We start from the raw sequence: 17,053 nt of genomic DNA, 5'->3' as shown, positions 1-17,053 counted from the left end.
GCGGGGTTCACGCCCGGCGGGCGCGTGTCCAGTCGTGGTTCTCGCGTACGACGGTGAATCCGGCCGATCGGTAGAGGGCCACGGCCGCCTCGTTGCTCGCCGGCGTCAGGACGGCCACCGCGCTCGCGCCCCGGTCGGCGAGGGCCGCGCAGGCGCCCAGGACGGCGTCGCGCCCGTAGCCGTGGCCGCGGTGGTCCGGGTGGGTGCCGACCGGTTCGAGCAGTCCGCATCTGCCCGCACCCGCGAACCAGCCGGTCGCCGCGGCCGCCGGGTCTCCGGCGGGTGTGCGGACGAGCGCCTCCACGGCCAGGTGACCCGCCGGGGACGCCCGCATCGTCTCCCAGTGCTTCAGGGCGAACGTGGACCCGGAGAAGGCCTGCCGGTGCACCAGCACCCGGTCGGCCGCGTCGGGCTCCTCCACCCGCTCGGCACGGGTCGTCACCGGCCGCGGGGCCCAGGACAGGACGAGCCAGGTCTCCTCCCCGTCGGGTTCCCATCCCGGTACGGGCAGGCCGTCGCACCAGTCGTTGCCCGGTACGAGCAGCTCCTCGGCGTCCGCCGCGAGCGCCCCGAGATCGGCGTCGGGCGCCGCGGTCACCCGCAGTACGGGGCCGTCGAGGAAGCCCACAGCGACGGGTGCCGCGGCGTCGTACCGGGGGTCGAGCCGGGGCTCGGGCCGCCCTGCGCCCCGCGCGTCGACCCAGAGGTGGACCGTCGCGTCCGCGTGGCGCAGCAACCAGCCCACGTCCCCGGGGTGCAGGCCCCCGGCCGGGGCGTCGGCCGGTGTCCACGCGCTGAGCGCGCGCAGTGCCCGGGGGGTCTCGGCGGAGGACAGGGCGCGCCGCGTGACGGGGGAGGCCGAGGAGGTCATGGGCGGGACAGTAGCCAGCGCGGGGCGGGGTGCGCGAAGGGATATAGGGGTGTCCGGCGGATCAGGGCAGGAGACGTTCTGGGGCCCGGCCCCTGGGGACATCCGGCCCCTGGGGACATCCGGCCCCGGCCCCGGGGGCGTTCACCCCTGCCGCAGCGCGAACCACAACTCCGCCCGTACGTCCATGTCGTCCAGGTCCGCGTTCAGCAACTCCGCGCACCGCCCGATGCGTTGGCGGACGGTGTTGCGGTGGACGGACAGGGCCACCGCCGTACGGTCCCAACTGCCGTGCAGGGAGAGCCAGCAGCGCAGGGTGTCGGTCAACGGTGCGGTGAGCGGGGCGAGCAGGGTGCGGGCGTGGGCGGCCGCCTGGTCGGGCGGGATCAGGGCGGCGAGGCCGCTCACCGGAGTGTCCACCGTCAGCGGGGCGCGGGTCGCCTGCGCATGGGCCAGGGCGCGGGCGGCCAGGGTGTCGGCGGCGTCGAGGTCGGTGACGGGGGTGGGGGCGGAGACGCCGAGGGTCCAGCCGGGCTGCGGGGTGACCCGGGCCGGATCCGACTCCGTCCCGGGGGCGCCCGGCAGCAGCACCCGTACCGCCTCGCCGCCCCCGCGCCCCGCGTCCACCAGGGCCGTGCCCAGCGACGCGCCCAGGGCCCCGGCCGTCAGCGCGTCCGCCGGAGAGCCGTCCGTGCGGCGCGCGTGGATCACCGTCCAGGGGCCGGTGGGGCCGGTGGGGCCGTCAGGACCGTCGGGGCCCAGTAGCGGGGCCACCTCCTCCGGTGGCGCGCCGAGCAGCATCCGTACCAGGGCCGCCGAACGGCCCGCCGCGTCCGCGCCCTGGTGCGGGGCGGCCAGGAGGGACAGCAGGACCACCGCGATGCCCGCCACCGTGTGGTCCCCGGACTCCCGCTGCCCGGTGGCCAGCGCCAGGACCAGGCCCTCGCCGCCGCCCAGCGCGTACGCCGCCAGGTGCGTGTCGCCGTGGGCGTCGGTGGCGGAGGACGGGGCGCCGGGGCGTTCGCGGGCCACCACCCGGGCCAGGCGGGTCAGCGCTGCCGCCGCCTCCGGGGGCGGGCGGCGGCCCGCCGCGTGGACCTCCTCGCCGCGCGCCGTCAGCAGCACCGCCCGGCCGCTCAGCTGCGTGGCGAGCTGGTGGAGGACCGCCGGTACGGGGTCGGGGCGGGCCGCCGCCGTCGCCAGGGCCTGCTGGGCCCGGGTCACCCGGCGCAGCTCCCGGTGGCGGGCCTGAGCCATCAGCCGCCACACCGCCCGCGCGATCGTCGTGAACGGGGTCTCCGGCGGCACCTCCAGCAGCGGCAGCCCGTACCGGTCGCACGCCTGGACGAGGTCGTCCGGGACCGCCTCGTACACCGGCCGGACGCCGAAACCCAGCGCCGCCGCCCCCGCCTCCACCAGCCGCGCCACATAGCGGTCCGGGTCCGTCAGCAGCACCCCGGCGCTCAGCAGCAGCTCACCGCCGAGGAGGTACGGGTACGGGTCGGCCATCTCCGAGGTGTGCACCCAGAGGAGCTCGGCCTCGGCGGGGCCCGCGATCCGGCGCAGGCCCAGGTCCTTGCTCGCCAGGAGTTCGGCGAGGGGGATGGGCGGGGCCGGGTGCTGTGGTCCGGTTGCAGGCGTCGTCGACATGGAGGGTTCGTCCGTTCTCGGAGGCAAGAGTGGAGGAAACGTACACTTCAACGTCGGCTTTCGGCCACCTACCGTCTTCCTCGCACCTGCACCACTCGCACCTGCACCACCTGCACCACCTGCACCACTCGCACCTGCACCACCTGCACCACCTGCACCACCTGCACCACTCGCACCTGCACCACTCGCACCTGCACCACCTGCACCACCCGCACTGCACCTGTTGCGCGAGACGGAGGGAAGCCCATGGCTGTCGACTACGCCGTGATCGTCGTCTACCTGGCCGGCATGCTCGCCATGGGCTGGTGGGGCATGCGCCGCGCCAAGTCCAAAGCTGAGTTCCTGGTCGCCGGGCGCCGCCTCGGGCCCTGGATGTACTCCGGCACCATGGCCGCCATCGTCCTCGGCGGCGCGTCCACCATCGGGGGCGTCGGGCTCGGCTACAAATACGGGCTCTCCGGCGCCTGGATGGTCCTCACCATCGGCCTCGGCCTGCTCGCGCTCTCCGTCTTCTTCTCCGCGCGGATCGCCCGGCTGAAGGTCTACACCGTCTCCGAAATGCTCGACCTGCGGTACGGCGGACGGGCCGGGATCATCTCCGGCGTCGTCATGTGGGCGTACACGCTCATGCTCGCGGTCACCTCGACCATCGCGTACGCCACCATCTTCGACGTCCTCTTCGACGTGAACCGGACCGTCGCCATCGTCCTCGGCGGCACCATCGTCGTCGCGTACTCGACGCTCGGCGGCATGTGGTCGATCACGCTGACGGACATGGTCCAGTTCGTCGTCAAGACCATCGGGGTACTGCTGCTCCTGCTGCCGATCGCGGTCGTCAAGGCGGGCGGCTTCAGCGAGATGAAGGCGCAGTTGCCGACCGAGTACTTCGACCCGCTCGGCATCGGCGGCGAGACGATCTTCACGTACGTCCTGATCTACACCTTCGGCATGCTCATCGGGCAGGACATCTGGCAGCGCGTGTTCACCGCGCGCAGCGACCGCACGGCGCGGTGGGGCGGGACGGTGGCGGGGACGTACTGCCTCGTGTACGCCATCGCCGGGGCCGTCATCGGGACCGCGGCCAAGGTGATGTACCCGGACCTGGCGAGCGCCGACTCCGCCTTCGCGACGATCGTGAAGGACGAGCTGCCGATGGGGGTGCGGGGGCTGGTGCTCGCCGCGGCCCTGGCCGCCGTGATGTCGACCTCGTCGGGCGCGCTGATCGCCTGCGCGACCGTCGCCAACAACGACATCTGGTCGCGGTTGCGGGGAGCGGTCGGCCGGGGCGGTGACGGGGGCGGTGACGGCGATGAGCCGCATGACGAGGTCAAGGGGAACCGGGCGTTCATCCTGATCATGGGGATCGCGGTCGTTCTGATCGCCATCGCGCTGAACGACGTCGTCGAGGCGTTGACCGTCGCGTACAACCTGCTGGTCGGCGGGCTCCTCGTGCCGATCCTGGGCGGGCTGCTGTGGCGGCGCGGGACGGCGGCGGGGGCGCTGTCGGCGGTGTGTGTGGGAGGCGTCGCGGTGATCGGGCTGATGGCGGTGTACGGGATCCTCGCCAACCAGCCGATCTACTACGGGCTGCTGGCGTCGCTGGCCGTGTACGTGGTCGTGTCGCTGGCCACGCCGCCTACGGATGCGGCCGTGCTTTCCGCTTGGCGCGAGCGGTTGGCGGGGCGCGCACCCAGCCCGTCCGGGGCCTCCCCCAGCCCGTCCGGCGCCTCCACCACCAGCCCGTCCGGCGTTTGAGGACAGAACCCTCGCGCCGGACCACTCCAGCCCGTCCGGCGTTTGAGGACGGAACCCTGCTGCCGGATCGGCCGAGCCCAAAGTTGCCCTCAATCGCCGGGCGGGCTGGGGGTGGCCGGACTTGGGTGGCTGAGCTGAAGGACGCCCTCAATCGCCGGGCGGGCCGGCAAGCCCGCACACTTGACACCGTACGAAACCGAACGAAAGGCACCCCACCCCCATGAGCAGCAACGAATCGCCGCGCGGCCCCGTCGACTCCTCCCGCGTCCCGCGGTACGCCGGGCCCGCGACGTTCGCCCGGCTGCCCCGGCTCGACGAGGTCGGGCGGGCCGATGTCGCCGTCGTCGGCGTGCCCTTCGACAGCGGGGTCTCCTACCGGCCCGGCGCCCGCTTCGGCGGCAACGCCATCCGTGAGGCGTCCCGGCTGCTGCGCCCCTACAACCCGGCCCAGGACGCCTCCCCGTTCGCCCTCGCGCAGGTCGCGGACGCCGGGGACATCGCGGCGAACCCGTTCAACATCAACGAGGCCGTGGAGACCGTCGAGGCCGCCGCCGACGACCTGCTGGACACCGGCGCCCGGCTCATGACCCTCGGCGGCGACCACACCATCGCCCTGCCCCTCCTGCGCTCCGTCGCCAAGAAGCACGGGCCCGTCGCCCTGCTCCACTTCGACGCGCACCTGGACACCTGGGACACCTACTTCGGCGCCGAGTACACCCACGGCACCCCCTTCCGCCGCGCCGTCGAGGAGGGCATCCTCGACACCTCCGCCCTCTCCCACGTCGGCACCCGCGGCCCGCTCTACGGCAAGCAGGACCTGACCGACGACGAGAAGATGGGCTTCGGCATCGTCACCTCCGCCGACGTCATGCGGCGCGGCGTCGACGAGATCGCCGACCAGCTCCGCCAGCGCATCGGGGACCGGCCGCTCTACATCTCCATCGACATCGACGTCCTGGACCCGGCGCACGCCCCCGGCACCGGCACCCCCGAGGCCGGCGGCCTCACCTCCCGCGAGCTGCTGGAGATCCTGCGCGGGCTCTCCTCCTGCCACCTGGTCTCCGCGGACCTGGTGGAGGTGGCGCCCGCGTACGACCACGCGGAGATCACCTCCGTGGCCGCCTCCCACACCGCGTACGAGCTGACGACGATCATGTCCCGCCAGATCGCCGCGCAGAGGGACACCAAGGACGCCAAGGACGCCAAGGACGCCAAGGACGCCAAGTGAGCCACGACCACGACGACCGGCCGCAGCTCACCGCCGCGCAGGCCGCCGCCGTCCTGACCCCGCCGCCCGGCCGCAACGGCGGTGACCTCGTCGTCGAGTCCCTCCAGGGGCTCGGCGCGACCACCGTCTTCGGCCTGCCCGGCCAGCACGCGCTCGGCATGTTCGACGCCCTGCGCCGCTCCTCCCTCCGGTACGTCGGACTCCGCGTCGAGAACAACGCCGGGTTCGCCGCCGACGCGTACGGCCGGATCACGGGTGAGGTGGCCCCGCTGCTCCTCTCCACCGGGCCCGGCGCGCTCACCTCGCTCGCCGCGCTCCAGGAGGCGGCCGCCGCCTCCGCGCCCGTCCTCGCGATCTCCAGCCAGATCCCGTCGGCGGGCCTCGGCGGCGGGCGCCACGGCTACCTCCACGAGCTGCGCGACCAGCAGGCCTCCGTCCGCGACATCGTGAAGTCCGTCCACACCGTGCGCGCTGCCTCGCAGATCCCCTCCGCGATCGCCGCCGCCTGGGAGTCCGCGCTGACCGCCCCGCACGGGCCGGTCTGGGTGGAGATCCCGCAGGACGTGCTGCTCGCCGAGACCACTCTCCCCGTCGTCAGCGCCATGGACGCCACCCCGCGCGAGCTCTACCCGCGCCCCGAGCTGACGATCGCCGCCGCCCACCTGCTGTCGAACGCCGAACGGCCGGTGATCATCGCGGGCGGCGGAGTCGTACGCTCCGACGCCTCCGGCAAGCTGCGCGCCCTGGCCGAGAAGCTGGACGCGCCCGTCGTCACCACCTTCGGCGGCAAGGGCGCCTTTCCCTGGGAGCACCCGCTCTCGCTGCGCTCCTGGCTGGAGGACCGGCACACCACCGACTTCCTGGAGGACGCGGACGTCCTGCTCGTCGTCGGCTCGGGGCTCGGTGAGCTCTCCTCGAACTACCACACCCTCCGCCCGCGCGGCCGGGTGATCCAGATCGAGGCGGACGCCGGGAAGCTGGAGTCCAACCACCCCGCTCTCGGCATCCACTCCGACGCCCGCGAGGCGCTGGCCGACCTCCTGGACGCCGTCGAGCGGCGCGAGGACCCGGCCGCCGCCGAACGCGTGGTCACGGTGCTGGAGAAGGTACGGGCCCGGATCGACGCCCAGGAGCTGACCCTGGAGCAGCAGGTCCTGGCCGCCGTCCGCCAGGCGCTGCCCGACGGATCGCCCAGCTTCTGGGACATGACGATCCTGGCCTACTGGGCCTGGTCCGCGTTCGACGCGCGGCGCCCCAACACCATGCACTCCGCCCAGGGCGCGGGCGGCCTCGGCTACGGCTTCCCGGCGGCCATCGGCGCCGCCTCCGCCGACCCGACGATCCCGGTGCTCGCGGTCTCCGGCGACGGCGGGGCGATGTACTCCATCGCGGAGCTGGCCACCGCGCGCCAGTACGACCTGCCGCTGACGTGGCTGATCGTCGACGACGGGGGCTACGGCATCCTGCGCGAGTACATGACGGGCGCCTTCGGCGAGGCCACCGGCACCGAGCTGTCCCGCCCGGACTTCGTCGCCCTCGCCGAGTCCTTCGGCGTACCCGCCGTCCGTACGGCACCGGAGTCGCTCGCCGCGGACCTGGGCAAGGCCCTGGCTACGCCCGGACCGTCCGTCGTCGTGCTCCCGGCCCTGCTGCGGATGTTCGAGCCGACGCATCTGTAGACGCCGAGGCCTCTGTAGGCCGCTACGGCGGGGCCCTCAGCCCGTGGCCGCCGCCCTCCCCGCGTCCGCGTCCGCGTCCGCTTCCGCCTCCGCTTCGGCGGCGGACGCGGACGCGGGTACGGGCGCGTGTTCCGTGGAGGGCGGCTCCGTGCCGGCCTCTACCGGTGCGGTTCCGTCCAGGTCGGTGAACGTCACGCGGATGCTGCTTCCGAACAGCTCCATCCGGAACACCGCCTCCATGGCGCGGGCCAGCCGTGCCAGCAGCGGCACGGTGGGGACCGTGCCGCCGAGCTCCAGCTTCGATACCTGCGGCTGCGTCATACCGGCGCGCCGTGCCAGCTCGGTCTGCGAGAGGCCGAGGGCGACCCGCCGGTCGTACACGGACTGTCCGAGGTCGAACGCGAGAGAGATCTCCTCGCGGCGCCGCTCCACCTCGGGATCCTCGGCGATCCCTTGGGCGACCTTCTCGTCGCGGGCGAGCTTCCAGCGTGCGTGGCTGACCATTACCGCTTCTCCTTCTCCTCGTCGGCTGTGCGCGTGTACACATCGTGAGCCGGTGGATGCTCGGTCTGGCAGAGCACCTTGGCGCGCTTGGCGCGGGCGACCTCGGCCGTCTCCCGCTGTCGGGTCTTGCGGAAGACGGTAAGCAGAACGATCCGGCGATCCGGCGCGAGCCAATAGGGAATCCGGGTCGCGACCCCCTGCCGGCCAAGACTGAACCGCAGCTCGCGGACGCCGTCGCCAAGGTGCCGGGAGTACGGCTCCCCGAGCGTCGTGGGGCGCTCCCGCAGGAGCTCGGCGACGTGCTCCACCACCAGGAAGTCGTTGTACGGCAGGTTCATCAGCCATAGCCGAACCTCGGGTTCGATCTCGATCACATAGGGCGTATCCATATATCGAAACGTATAGACGCTCCAGTGTATGTCACCTGTCTTCGCCGCGCAGTCACTCGGAGGGGTGATCCCCTCTCGGCGGTTGCCGTTCGACGGATACCGCGGCCCCGGCGGTGCCCCTTTTGTTGCGGAGGGATGAAATCCGCTCCCCGCCGTGTTGGCGCCTCCGGAAGATCAGGTCGTACAGCTCGGAAGCAGGAGGCGACGCGTGACGGGCGCAGAGCAACAGGGGTGGGGCCGACGGCTGACCGGGTACGCGTGGCGGTACCGGCGCAACGTCGTGCTCGCGCTCGGCTCCTCGCTCGCCGGGATGGCCGTCATGGCCCTCGTCCCGCTGATCACCAAGGTGATCATCGACGACGTCGTCACCGACCACACCCGCTCGCTCGCGCTCTGGACCGGCCTCCTCATCGGCGCCGCCGTCCTCGTCTACATCGCCACCTACATCCGCCGCTACTACGGCGGCCGGCTCGCCCTGGACGTCCAGCACGACCTGCGTACAGACATGTACACGACGATCACCAAGCTGGACGGCAAGCGGCAGGACGAGCTCTCCACCGGGCAGGTCGTCGGCCGGGCCACCAGCGACCTCCAGCTCATCCAGGGGCTGCTGTTCATGCTCCCGATGACCATCGGGAACGTCCTGCTCTTCCTGCTCTCCCTGGTGATCATGGCGTGGCTCTCCCTGCCGCTCACCCTCGTCGCCCTCGCCGTCGCCCCCGCCCTCTGGGCCATCGCCCGCCGCTCCCGTAAGCGGCTCTTCCCCGCCACCTGGTACGCCCAGGGCCAGGCCGCCGCCGTCGCCGGGGTCGTCGACGGGGCCGTCTCCGGGGTCCGGGTCGTCAAGGGGTTCGGCCAGGAGGACCAGGAGACCGGAAAGCTCCGCGAGGTCAGCCGGCGGCTCTTCGCCGGACGGCTGCGCACCATCCGGCTGAACTCCCGCTACACCCCCGCCCTCCAGGCCGTGCCCGCGCTCGGCCAGGTCGCCATGCTCGCCCTCGGCGGCTGGCTGGCCACCCGGGGCGAGATCACCCTCGGCACGTTCGTCGCCTTCTCCACCTACCTCGCCCAGCTCGTCGGCCCGGTCCGGATGCTCGCCATGGTCCTCACCGTCGGCCAGCAGGCCCGCGCCGGCGTCGAGCGCGTCCTGGAGCTGATCGACACCGAGCCCTCCATGACGGACGGCACCAAGGAGCTGCCCGCCGACGCCCCGGCCGGCATCGAGTTCGACGACGTACGGTTCGGTTACGACGAGGACCGGCCCGTTCTCGACGGGTTCTCGCTCACCGTCGAACCCGGCGAGACCCTCGCGATCGTCGGCGCCTCCGGCAGCGGCAAGTCCACCGTCTCGCTCCTCCTGCCGCGCTTCTACGACGTCTCCCACGGCGCCGTCCTCATCGGCGGCCACGACGTCCGCGAGCTGACCCAGGCGTCCCTGCGCGCCGCCATCGGGCTCGTCCCCGAGGACAGCTTCCTCTTCTCCGACACCGTCCGCGCCAACATCGCCTACGGCTTCCCCGACGCCACCCAGGAGCAGATCGAGCAGGCCGCCCGCGCCGCCCAGGCCCACGGGTTCATCTCCGCGCTGCCCGACGGGTACGACACCACCGTCGGCGAGCACGGCCTCACCCTCTCCGGCGGCCAGCGCCAGCGCGTCGCCCTCGCCCGTGCCATCCTCACCGACCCCCGCCTCCTCCTCCTGGACGACGCCACCTCCGCCGTCGACGCCCGCGTCGAGCACGAGATCCACGAGGCGCTGAAACAGGTCATGGAGGGCCGCACCACCCTCCTCATCGCCCACCGCCGCTCCACCCTCCAGCTCGCCGACCGCATCGCCGTCCTCGACGGCGGCAAGCTCGCCGCGATCGGCACCCACGCGGAGCTGGAGCGCACCTCCCCGCTCTACCGCCGCCTGCTCACCGACCCAGACGAGCTGGGCGGTACGTCCCCCGGCCACCGGCCACCGCACACCGAGGCGGACCCCGATGACGACCGGGCCCTCCAGAAGGAGCTGGACGCCGAGTTCGACGCCGAGCGCGGCATCACGCCCGAGCTGTGGATCCGCAAGGAGGAGGACCGGGACGCCACGGTCGCCGGTATGCCCGCGAGCCCCGAGCTGCTCGCCCAGGTCGAGGCACTGCCGCCCGCCACGGACACCCCGCAGGTCGACGAGGCGAACGCCGTACGTCCCGAGGAGTCCTACGGGCTGCGCCGACTGCTGCGCGGCTTCGGCAAGGCCCTGCTCCTGGCCCTCGCGCTCGTCGCCGTCGACGCCGGGATGGGCCTGCTGCTGCCGGTCCTCATCCGGTACGGCATCGACGAGGGCGTCAGCCAGGTGGCGATGGGCGCGGTGTGGGCGGCCTCCGCGATCGGCCTGGCCGTCGTGCTCGTCCAGTGGGCGGCCCAGACCGGCGAGATCCGGATGACCGGCCGGACCGGCGAGCGGGTCCTGTACTCGCTCCGCCTCAAGATCTTCGCCCAGCTCCAGCGGCTCGGCCTCGACTACTACGAGCGCGAGCTGACCGGCCGGATCATGACCCGGATGACCACGGACGTGGACGCGCTCTCCACGTTCCTCCAGACCGGCCTGGTCACCGCGTTCGTCTCCGTCGTCACCTTCTTCGGCATCATGGTCGCCCTGCTCGTCCTGGACATCCAGCTCGCCCTGGTCGTCTTCGCGACCCTGCCCGTGCTGATCATCGGGACCTTCTTCTTCCGCCGCAGCAGCGTCAAGGCGTATGAACTGGCCCGTGAGCGCATCAGCGGGGTCAACGCCGACCTCCAGGAGTCCGTCTCGGGCCTCCGTATCGTCCAGGCCTTCGGCCGCGAGCACGACGGCGCCGCCCGCTACGCCGAGCGCAGCGACAGCTACCGCCAGGCCCGGGTACGCGGCCAGTGGCTGATCTCCGTCTACTTCCCGTTCGTCCAGCTCCTGGCCTCGGTCGCCGCCGCGGCCGTGATCATCGTCGGCGCGGGCCGGGTCGACAACGGCACCCTGACCGTCGGCGCCCTGGTCGCCTACCTCCTCTACATCGAGCTGTTCTTCGCCCCCGTCCAGCAGCTCTCCCAGGTCTTCGACGGCTACCAGCAGGCCACCGTCTCCCTCGGCCGCATCCAGGAGCTGCTGCGCGAGCCCACCTCCACCGCCGACCCGGACGAACCGCTGGACGTGCTCTCCCTGCGCGGCGAGATCGCGTTCGAGGACGTCTCCTTCGCGTACGACACGGAGGACGCGTCGGAGGAGGCCCTCACCGGCGTCGACCTGCGCATCCCGGCCGGACAGACGGTCGCCTTCGTCGGCGAGACGGGCGCGGGCAAGTCGACCCTGGTCAAGCTGGTCGCCCGGTTCTACGACCCCACCGGCGGGCGCGTCACCGCCGACGGCACGGACCTGCGCCGGCTCGACATGACCGCCTACCGCCACCGCCTCGGCGTCGTCCCCCAGGAGGCGTACCTCTTCCCCGGTACGGTCCGCGACGCCATCGCCTACGGGCTGCCCGACGCCACCGACGCCCGGGTGGAGGCCGCCGCCCGCGCGGTCGGCGCGCACGACATGATCGCCACCCTGGAGGACGGCTACCTCCACGAGGTCGCCGAGCGCGGCCGCAACCTCTCCGCCGGGCAGCGCCAGCTCATCGCGCTCGCCCGCGCCGAACTCGTCGACCCGGACATCCTGCTCCTGGACGAGGCCACCGCCGCCCTGGACCTGGCCAGCGAGGCCCTGGTCAACCAGGCCACCGACCGCCTCACCGGCCGCCGCACCACCCTGGTGGTCGCGCACCGCCTGACCACCGCCGCCCGCGCCGACCGGGTCGTGGTCATGGACCAGGGCCGGGTCGCCGAGGACGGCACGCACGACGAGCTGCTGGCCCGGGACGGGCGGTACGCGCGGCTGTGGCGCACGTTCATAGGGGAGGGCCTGGGCGAGGACATAGGGGAGGACGAGCCGGCGGGCGTCTGAGACGCCCGCCGAGCCCGCGGGCGTCTGACACACCCCCGCACCCACGTATGCAACCTCCCGGCGGTCTGCTGCGTCGTAGCCAGGGACGCACAGGTGCGTACAGAGGTCAGGTGGGGGCGAACGTGTTCGACAGGGCGGCGGGAACCAGGGCACCGCAGGGGCCGGTCCGACCCGAGGGGGTGGTGGCGCGGCTCCTCGTCATGCCGCTGCTGGCCGGTCTCGTCCTCCTCGTCGGCGCCCCGGCCACGGCCGCCCAGGCCGCTCCCGGCTGCTCCGGCCGCCCCGCGAAGACCATCACGTTCGCCACGGGGGAGCTGCGCGTCTACAAGAGCCGGACCCACGCGTGTGCCGTCACGATCGCCAAGAAGCCGGGCAAGCGGCGGGCGATGAGCGTCACGCTCCAGCCGCGCGGCGGACGCGTGGTCAAGGACAGCGGTTCGTTCACGCGGATGGCCGGTCCGGTCACGGTGAACGCCCTCAACCGCTGCGTCCGGGCCACCGGAGCGGTCGCCGGGAAGTCGGCCGCCACCGGCTGGATCCTGTGCTGAACGCACCGTAGGACTCCGTACGGGAAACGCGTGAGGAACCAGGACACGCGCAACGGGGTCTGGCGCGTGGCGCGTTGCCCTCGCTAGGTTCACGGCGACTGTTGTGAATCAAGGGGAGGGTGCATGCGCAAGGCGCTCACAGGGGTTCTCTCGCTCGCGGTGCTCATCGGCACCGTCAGCGCGGCGGGAGCCTCGGCCGGTGCGGCCACCGCCGCGGAACCGGACACGAAGCAGAACAGCACCGCCGCCGTACACGGTGGCGAAGCGAGCGACGAGGACATCAAGGACCGCATCCTGGCGATCCCGGGCATGAGCCTGATCGAGGAGAAGCCCTACCTGGGCTACCGCTACTTCGTCCTCGACTACACCCAGCCGGTCGACCACCGGCGCCCGTCCAAGGGCACGTTCCAGCAGCGGATCACCCTGCTGCACAAGGACACCGCCCGTCCCACGGTCTTCTTCACCAGCGGCTACAACGTCTCCACCAACCCCGGTCGCAGCGAGCCGACGCAGATCATCGACGGGAACCAGGTCTCCCTGGAGTACCGGTACTTCACCCCGTCCCGCCCGGCGCCCGCCGACTGGTCCAAGCTAGACATCTGGCAGGCGGCCACCGACCAGCACCGGGTGTTCACGGCGCTCAAGAAGATCTACGCCAAGAAGTGGCTGGCCACCGGCGGCTCCAAGGGCGGCATGACCGCCACGTACTTCGAGCGGTTCTACCCGAAGGACATGGACGGCGTCGTCGCGTACGTCGCGCCCAACGACGTCGACGACCGCGAGGACTCCGCGTACGACCGGTTCTTCCGGAACGTCGGAACCAAGGAGTGCCGCGACAAGCTGCAGGCCGTGCAGCGCGAGGGCCTGGTCCGCCGGGCCCCGCTCCTGAAGAAGTTCGAGGAGCACGCCGCCGCCAACGGCCTCACCTACACCACGCTCGGCTCCTTCGACCGCGCCTACGAGGCCGCCGTCATGGACTACCTGTGGGCGTTCTGGCAGTACAGCACGCTTGCCGACTGCTCCGAGATCCTGCCCGACGCCAGGAACGCCACCGACGAGGAGATCTGGGACGCCATCGACGCGATCTCCGGCTTCGGCTTCTACGCGGACCAGGAGCTGGAGTCGTCCATCCCGTACTACTACCAGGCGGGCACCCAGCTCGGCTCGCCGGACATCAAGCAGCCGTGGCTCGGCAACCTGAGCCGCTACGGCTACCAGCCGCCGCGCAACTTCGTGCCCCGCTCCATCCCCATGAAGTTCGACCGGGGCGCGATGCGGGACGTGGACACCTGGGTCCGGAACAACGCCCACCGGATGCTGTACGTGTACGGCGAGAACGACCCGTGGCGTGCGGAGCCCTTCCGTCTCGGGCGCGGTGCCAAGGACAGTTACGTCTACACCGTGCCGGGCGCCAACCACGGCGCTCGGATCTCCGGCCTGACGGAGGACGGGAAGGCGAAGGCCACCGCCGCGATCCAGCGCTGGGCGGGGGTCGCCCCGGCGGCCGTCCAGGCGGACCCGGCGAAGGCGAAGCCGCTGGCGAAGTTCGACACGAGGCTGGACCAGTTGAACGGTGAGATCGAGCGCGACGAGGCGGTGCTCCGCCCGTAGCGGCTCGTGCCCGCCGGCTCCCCTCCGTACCGTCCGGAGGGGAGCCGGCGGCCGTGCGCCTCAGTACGACAGCCCGTGGCCCACTGGATACAGCACCCGCGCCGGGTCGTCCGCCCGCTGGACCGGGACCGGGAGCCGGCCCTCCGGGCGGGCGCGGCCCGCGATCACCCGGGCGGCGGCGTGGAGTTCGACGTCCGTCCAGGAGTAGGACGCCAGGATCGCGGCGACCCCCCGGCCGGTGAGGTGGGCGGCGTCGTACGGGTTGCGGATCGCGACGGCGACCACCGGGACACCGGTCGCCACGAGGGCGTCGACGAGGGTGCGCTGCGTGCTGTTCGCCGTGATGTTGTACGTGGCCACGACCACCGCGTCCCTGCCCTGTGCGGCGGCGACGGCTTCGGCGATCTTGGCCTGGTTCGGGGCCGTACCGGTGGACAACGTCGTTGCCGCGAAGCCCAGTTCGGTGAAGGCGCCGGCCAGGGTGGTGGTCGGCGGACCCGTCGTACCGGACGGTGATGCCGGATCGGCGCCGACCACGAGCAGCCGGCGGTGGGTGCGGCGGGAGAGCGGGAGCAGGGCGCCGGGGTCGGCGAGCAGGGTCGTCGTGCGCTCGGCGATCCGGTCGGCGTCGAGGAGGTGCTTGCGGATACCGACGGTACGGTCCACCTCCCGGCCGCTGACGAAGGGGTCGCGGAAGAGCCCGAGCCGGGTCTTGAGCCGCAGGATGCGCAGGATCGACTCATCGACCCGCGCCTCACTGATCTCGCCCCCTTGGACCGCTTCCAGCACGGCGTTCCACGCGACCGACAGATTCGGCGGGTTGAGCAGCTGGTCCACGCCCGCCAGCAGCGCGAGGACCGGCACGCGGTCGTCGCCGTACTTCGTGCGCACGCCCTCCATGCCGAGCGAGTCCGTGACCACCACCCCGTCGTAGCCCAGCTCCTCGCGGAGGATGCCGGTGAGGATGGGGCGGGAGAGCGTGGCCGGGTCCTCGGACGGGTCGAGGGCGGGGACGACGATGTGCGCGGTCATGATGGAGTCGATACGGGCCCGGATCGCGGCCCGGAACGGCGGCGCGTCCAGCTCCTCCCACTGCGCACGGGTGTGGTTGATGACCGGCAGCCCGGTGTGGCTGTCGGTGCTGGTGTCGCCGTGCCCGGGGAAGTGCTTGGCGGTCGCCGCGACCCCGGCGCCCTGATACCCCTTCACCTGCGCCGCGACCAGCTCGGCCACCGCCTGCGGGTCGGAGCCGAAGGAGCGGACCCCGATGACGGGGTTGGCCGGGTTGACGTTGACGTCGGCGTCGGGCGCGTAGTTCTGGTTGATGCCGAGCGCGGCCAGCTCGGCCCCCGCGATCCAGGCCGCGCGGCGGGTGTCGGACCGCGAACCGCCCGCGCCCAGCGCCATCGCGCCCGGCAGCAGCGTCGCGGGCTCACCGACCCGGCAGACGATGCCGTGTTCCTGGTCGGTGGAGATGAGCAGCGGCACCCGGGAGCGCTCGCCGAGGGCGGCCTCCTGGATGCCGTTGGAGAGGGCGGCGATCTGGTGCGGGTCGCGGGTGTTGTGCGCCCAGGCGAAGTAGATGATCCCGCCGACGTGGTACGCCGAGACCAGCTCGGCGGCGGTACGGACCCCGATCTCCTTGAGGTTCGCGTCGATGTCGGCCTGGTCGGGGTCGGTGGCGGAGTGCCCGTACACCCGCATCACGAAGAGCTGGCCGACCTTCTCCTCCAGGCTCATCCCGGCGATGATCCGCCGCAGCCGACGATCGGTGGAGGCGTTCGTGGAGCCATCGGCGGGGTGCGCGGACGCGGTGCCGGCGAGCGGGAGGGCGCCGGTGGCGGCGGCCGCCGTGGCGGCGGCGGTGGCGGTGAGGAGGGTGCGTCGTGAGGTGCGGTGGGGCACGTGAGCTCCTTCCCTGACTGAAAGAAACTTCCAAGATGATACGGATATAGGGAAAGTAACTTTCGGTCAAGGGGGCGGGAGTGGACCAGCAGCGACACGCGCGCGATGGGGTGGTCCACGCCGGACCACCCCCGGCGCTCACTCCAGACCGGCCGCCGCCCCATGGGCCCGGAGCGCGGAGACCGCCGCCGTGATCGCCGGCCGCCGGGCCGCCTCCGTACGCCACAGCGCGTACAGCCGTCGCTCCGGTACGGGGTCGAGCCGCACGGCCACCACCCCGGCCGGCAGCAACCCGCGCCCGAGTCTGGGGATCATCGCGACCCCCAGTCCGGTGCAGATCCACCGCTCCCGCGCCAGCTCCTCCCGCCGCACGGCCTCCCGCCCGGTCAGCGGGTGGCCCGCCGGGACCAGCAGGTCGCACCGGTTTAGGCCGATCACCGCCTGGGCCAGGTCGTCCGGGGCGGGCAGCGGGGCGATGTCCCAGTTGTGGGCCACGGCCAGGTCGATGACGCCCTTCGCCACCAGGTCCACCGACAGGTGCGGGTCCACCTCGTCCAGCCGTACGTCCAGCGCCGGGTGGTCCCGGCCCAGCTCCGCCAGCACTCCGGGCAGCAGTCCGCGCCCCGCCGAGGCGAACGCGCCGATGGTCAGACGGCCCGTCGGCAGCCCCCGGCGCTCCTCCAGCACCGTCTCGGTCCGCTCCACGATGGCCAGCAACTGCTGCGCCGCGTCGACCAGATGGAGCGCCTCCTCGGTCAGCGAGACCCCGCGGCCCCGCCGCTCCAGCAGCGTCGTCCGGGTCTCGCGCTCCAGCTTGGTGATCTGCTGGGAGACGGCGGACGGCGTGTAGCCGAGCGCGGTCGCGGCACCGGCGACGGAGCCATGGATGGAGACCGCGTGCAGCGCGCGCAGCCGGGACAGGTCGAGCACCGTGACGTCGCCGGGGGGGGGGGGC

The 17,053-nt window shown here is 72.6% G+C and carries 13 protein-coding genes; 6 read left to right on the top strand and 7 right to left on the bottom strand.

From position 1 onward, the window contains the following. Nucleotides 1–7 precede the first annotated feature (7 nt). The 3 genes from ACFWRT_RS32285 to ACFWRT_RS32275 form a co-directional block, all read right to left on the bottom strand. Nucleotides 8–871 (bottom strand): GNAT family N-acetyltransferase, encoded by an 864-nt coding sequence (locus ACFWRT_RS32285; protein WP_380953836.1) that lies wholly within the window; start codon nt 869–871, stop codon nt 8–10. 141 nt (nt 872–1,012) lie between these two features. After that, complete coding sequence (locus tag ACFWRT_RS32280) at nt 1,013–2,518, bottom strand: PucR family transcriptional regulator (RefSeq protein WP_380953837.1); 1,506 nt, start codon at nt 2,516–2,518, stop codon at nt 1,013–1,015. Nucleotides 2,519–2,586: 68 nt separating this feature from the next. Then, entirely contained in the window at nt 2,587–2,727 is a 141-nt protein-coding gene (locus tag ACFWRT_RS32275; RefSeq protein ID WP_380953838.1) for a hypothetical protein, read from the bottom strand. A gap of 37 nt (nt 2,728–2,764) precedes the next feature. On the opposite strand from ACFWRT_RS32275, the gene ACFWRT_RS32270 reads away from it, so the two are divergent. The 3 genes from ACFWRT_RS32270 (at nt 2,765) to ACFWRT_RS32260 (ending at nt 7,180) form a co-directional block, all read left to right on the top strand. After that, a complete protein-coding gene (locus ACFWRT_RS32270; protein ID WP_380953839.1) occupies nt 2,765–4,273 on the top strand; it encodes a sodium:solute symporter family protein in 1,509 nt (502 codons plus the stop codon). A 220-nt stretch (nt 4,274–4,493) separates the two neighbouring features. Further along, nucleotides 4,494–5,501: an agmatinase gene (gene speB, locus ACFWRT_RS32265; protein ID WP_380953840.1), complete on the top strand. Its 1,008-nt coding sequence runs from the start codon at nt 4,494–4,496 to the stop codon at nt 5,499–5,501. Beyond that, on the top strand, nt 5,498–7,180 hold the full coding sequence (locus tag ACFWRT_RS32260; RefSeq protein WP_380953841.1) for a thiamine pyrophosphate-binding protein: 1,683 nt from the start codon (nt 5,498–5,500) through the stop codon (nt 7,178–7,180). The genes speB and ACFWRT_RS32260 overlap by 4 nt, the downstream gene beginning before the upstream one ends. Before the next feature lie 36 nt (nt 7,181–7,216). Here the strand turns inward: ACFWRT_RS32260 and ACFWRT_RS32255 are convergent, their stop codons facing one another. Continuing rightward, complete coding sequence (locus ACFWRT_RS32255; protein ID WP_380953842.1) at nt 7,217–7,684, bottom strand: helix-turn-helix domain-containing protein; 468 nt, start codon at nt 7,682–7,684, stop codon at nt 7,217–7,219. Beyond that, on the bottom strand, nt 7,684–8,073 hold the full coding sequence (locus ACFWRT_RS32250) for a type II toxin-antitoxin system RelE/ParE family toxin (RefSeq protein WP_380953843.1): 390 nt from the start codon (nt 8,071–8,073) through the stop codon (nt 7,684–7,686). Before ACFWRT_RS32250 ends, ACFWRT_RS32255 begins: the two co-directional genes overlap by 1 nt. A gap of 208 nt (nt 8,074–8,281) precedes the next feature. On the opposite strand from ACFWRT_RS32250, the gene ACFWRT_RS32245 reads away from it, so the two are divergent. From ACFWRT_RS32245 to ACFWRT_RS32235, 3 genes are all read left to right on the top strand, one after another. Continuing rightward, nucleotides 8,282–12,034, top strand: a complete 3,753-nt coding sequence (locus ACFWRT_RS32245; protein WP_380953844.1) for an ABC transporter ATP-binding protein — start codon at nt 8,282–8,284, stop codon at nt 12,032–12,034. A 179-nt stretch (nt 12,035–12,213) separates the two neighbouring features. Next, nucleotides 12,214–12,582 carry a hypothetical protein gene (locus ACFWRT_RS32240; protein WP_380953899.1) on the top strand — a complete coding sequence of 123 codons (369 nt, stop codon included), beginning with the start codon at nt 12,214–12,216 and terminating at the stop codon, nt 12,580–12,582. Between the two features lie 123 nt (nt 12,583–12,705). Further along, a complete protein-coding gene (locus tag ACFWRT_RS32235) occupies nt 12,706–14,193 on the top strand; it encodes a S28 family serine protease (protein WP_380953845.1) in 1,488 nt (495 codons plus the stop codon). Between the two features lie 60 nt (nt 14,194–14,253). Here the strand turns inward: ACFWRT_RS32235 and ACFWRT_RS32230 are convergent, their stop codons facing one another. Both ACFWRT_RS32230 and ACFWRT_RS32225 read right to left on the bottom strand, forming a co-directional pair. After that, nucleotides 14,254–16,098: a glycoside hydrolase family 3 protein gene (locus ACFWRT_RS32230; protein ID WP_380953846.1), complete on the bottom strand. Its 1,845-nt coding sequence runs from the start codon at nt 16,096–16,098 to the stop codon at nt 14,254–14,256. A gap of 138 nt (nt 16,099–16,236) precedes the next feature. Further along, a complete protein-coding gene (locus ACFWRT_RS32225) occupies nt 16,237–17,028 on the bottom strand; it encodes a LysR family transcriptional regulator (RefSeq protein WP_380953847.1) in 792 nt (263 codons plus the stop codon). Nucleotides 17,029–17,053: the final 25 nt, after the last annotated feature.

This window comes from Streptomyces cyaneofuscatus, assembly GCF_042718795.1.
Classification (GTDB): domain Bacteria; phylum Actinomycetota; class Actinomycetes; order Streptomycetales; family Streptomycetaceae; genus Streptomyces; species Streptomyces cyaneofuscatus_A.
Note: the sequence above shows the minus strand (reverse complement) of the source record. Positions and strands in the feature narration are given on the sequence as shown.

Bases quoted from the DNA above. Each gene is read 5' to 3' on its own strand.
- ACFWRT_RS32285 (WP_380953836.1), bottom strand. From the start codon at position 871: ATGACCTCCTCGGCCTCCCCCGTCACGCGGCGCGCCCTGTCCTCCGCC.
- ACFWRT_RS32280 (WP_380953837.1), bottom strand. From the start codon at position 2,518: ATGTCGACGACGCCTGCAACCGGACCACAGCACCCGGCCCCGCCCATC.
- ACFWRT_RS32270 (WP_380953839.1), top strand. From the start codon at position 2,765: ATGGCTGTCGACTACGCCGTGATCGTCGTCTACCTGGCCGGCATGCTC.
- speB (WP_380953840.1), top strand. From the start codon at position 4,494: ATGAGCAGCAACGAATCGCCGCGCGGCCCCGTCGACTCCTCCCGCGTC.
- ACFWRT_RS32255 (WP_380953842.1), bottom strand. From the start codon at position 7,684: ATGGTCAGCCACGCACGCTGGAAGCTCGCCCGCGACGAGAAGGTCGCC.
- ACFWRT_RS32250 (WP_380953843.1), bottom strand. From the start codon at position 8,073: ATGGATACGCCCTATGTGATCGAGATCGAACCCGAGGTTCGGCTATGG.
- ACFWRT_RS32235 (WP_380953845.1), top strand. From the start codon at position 12,706: ATGCGCAAGGCGCTCACAGGGGTTCTCTCGCTCGCGGTGCTCATCGGC.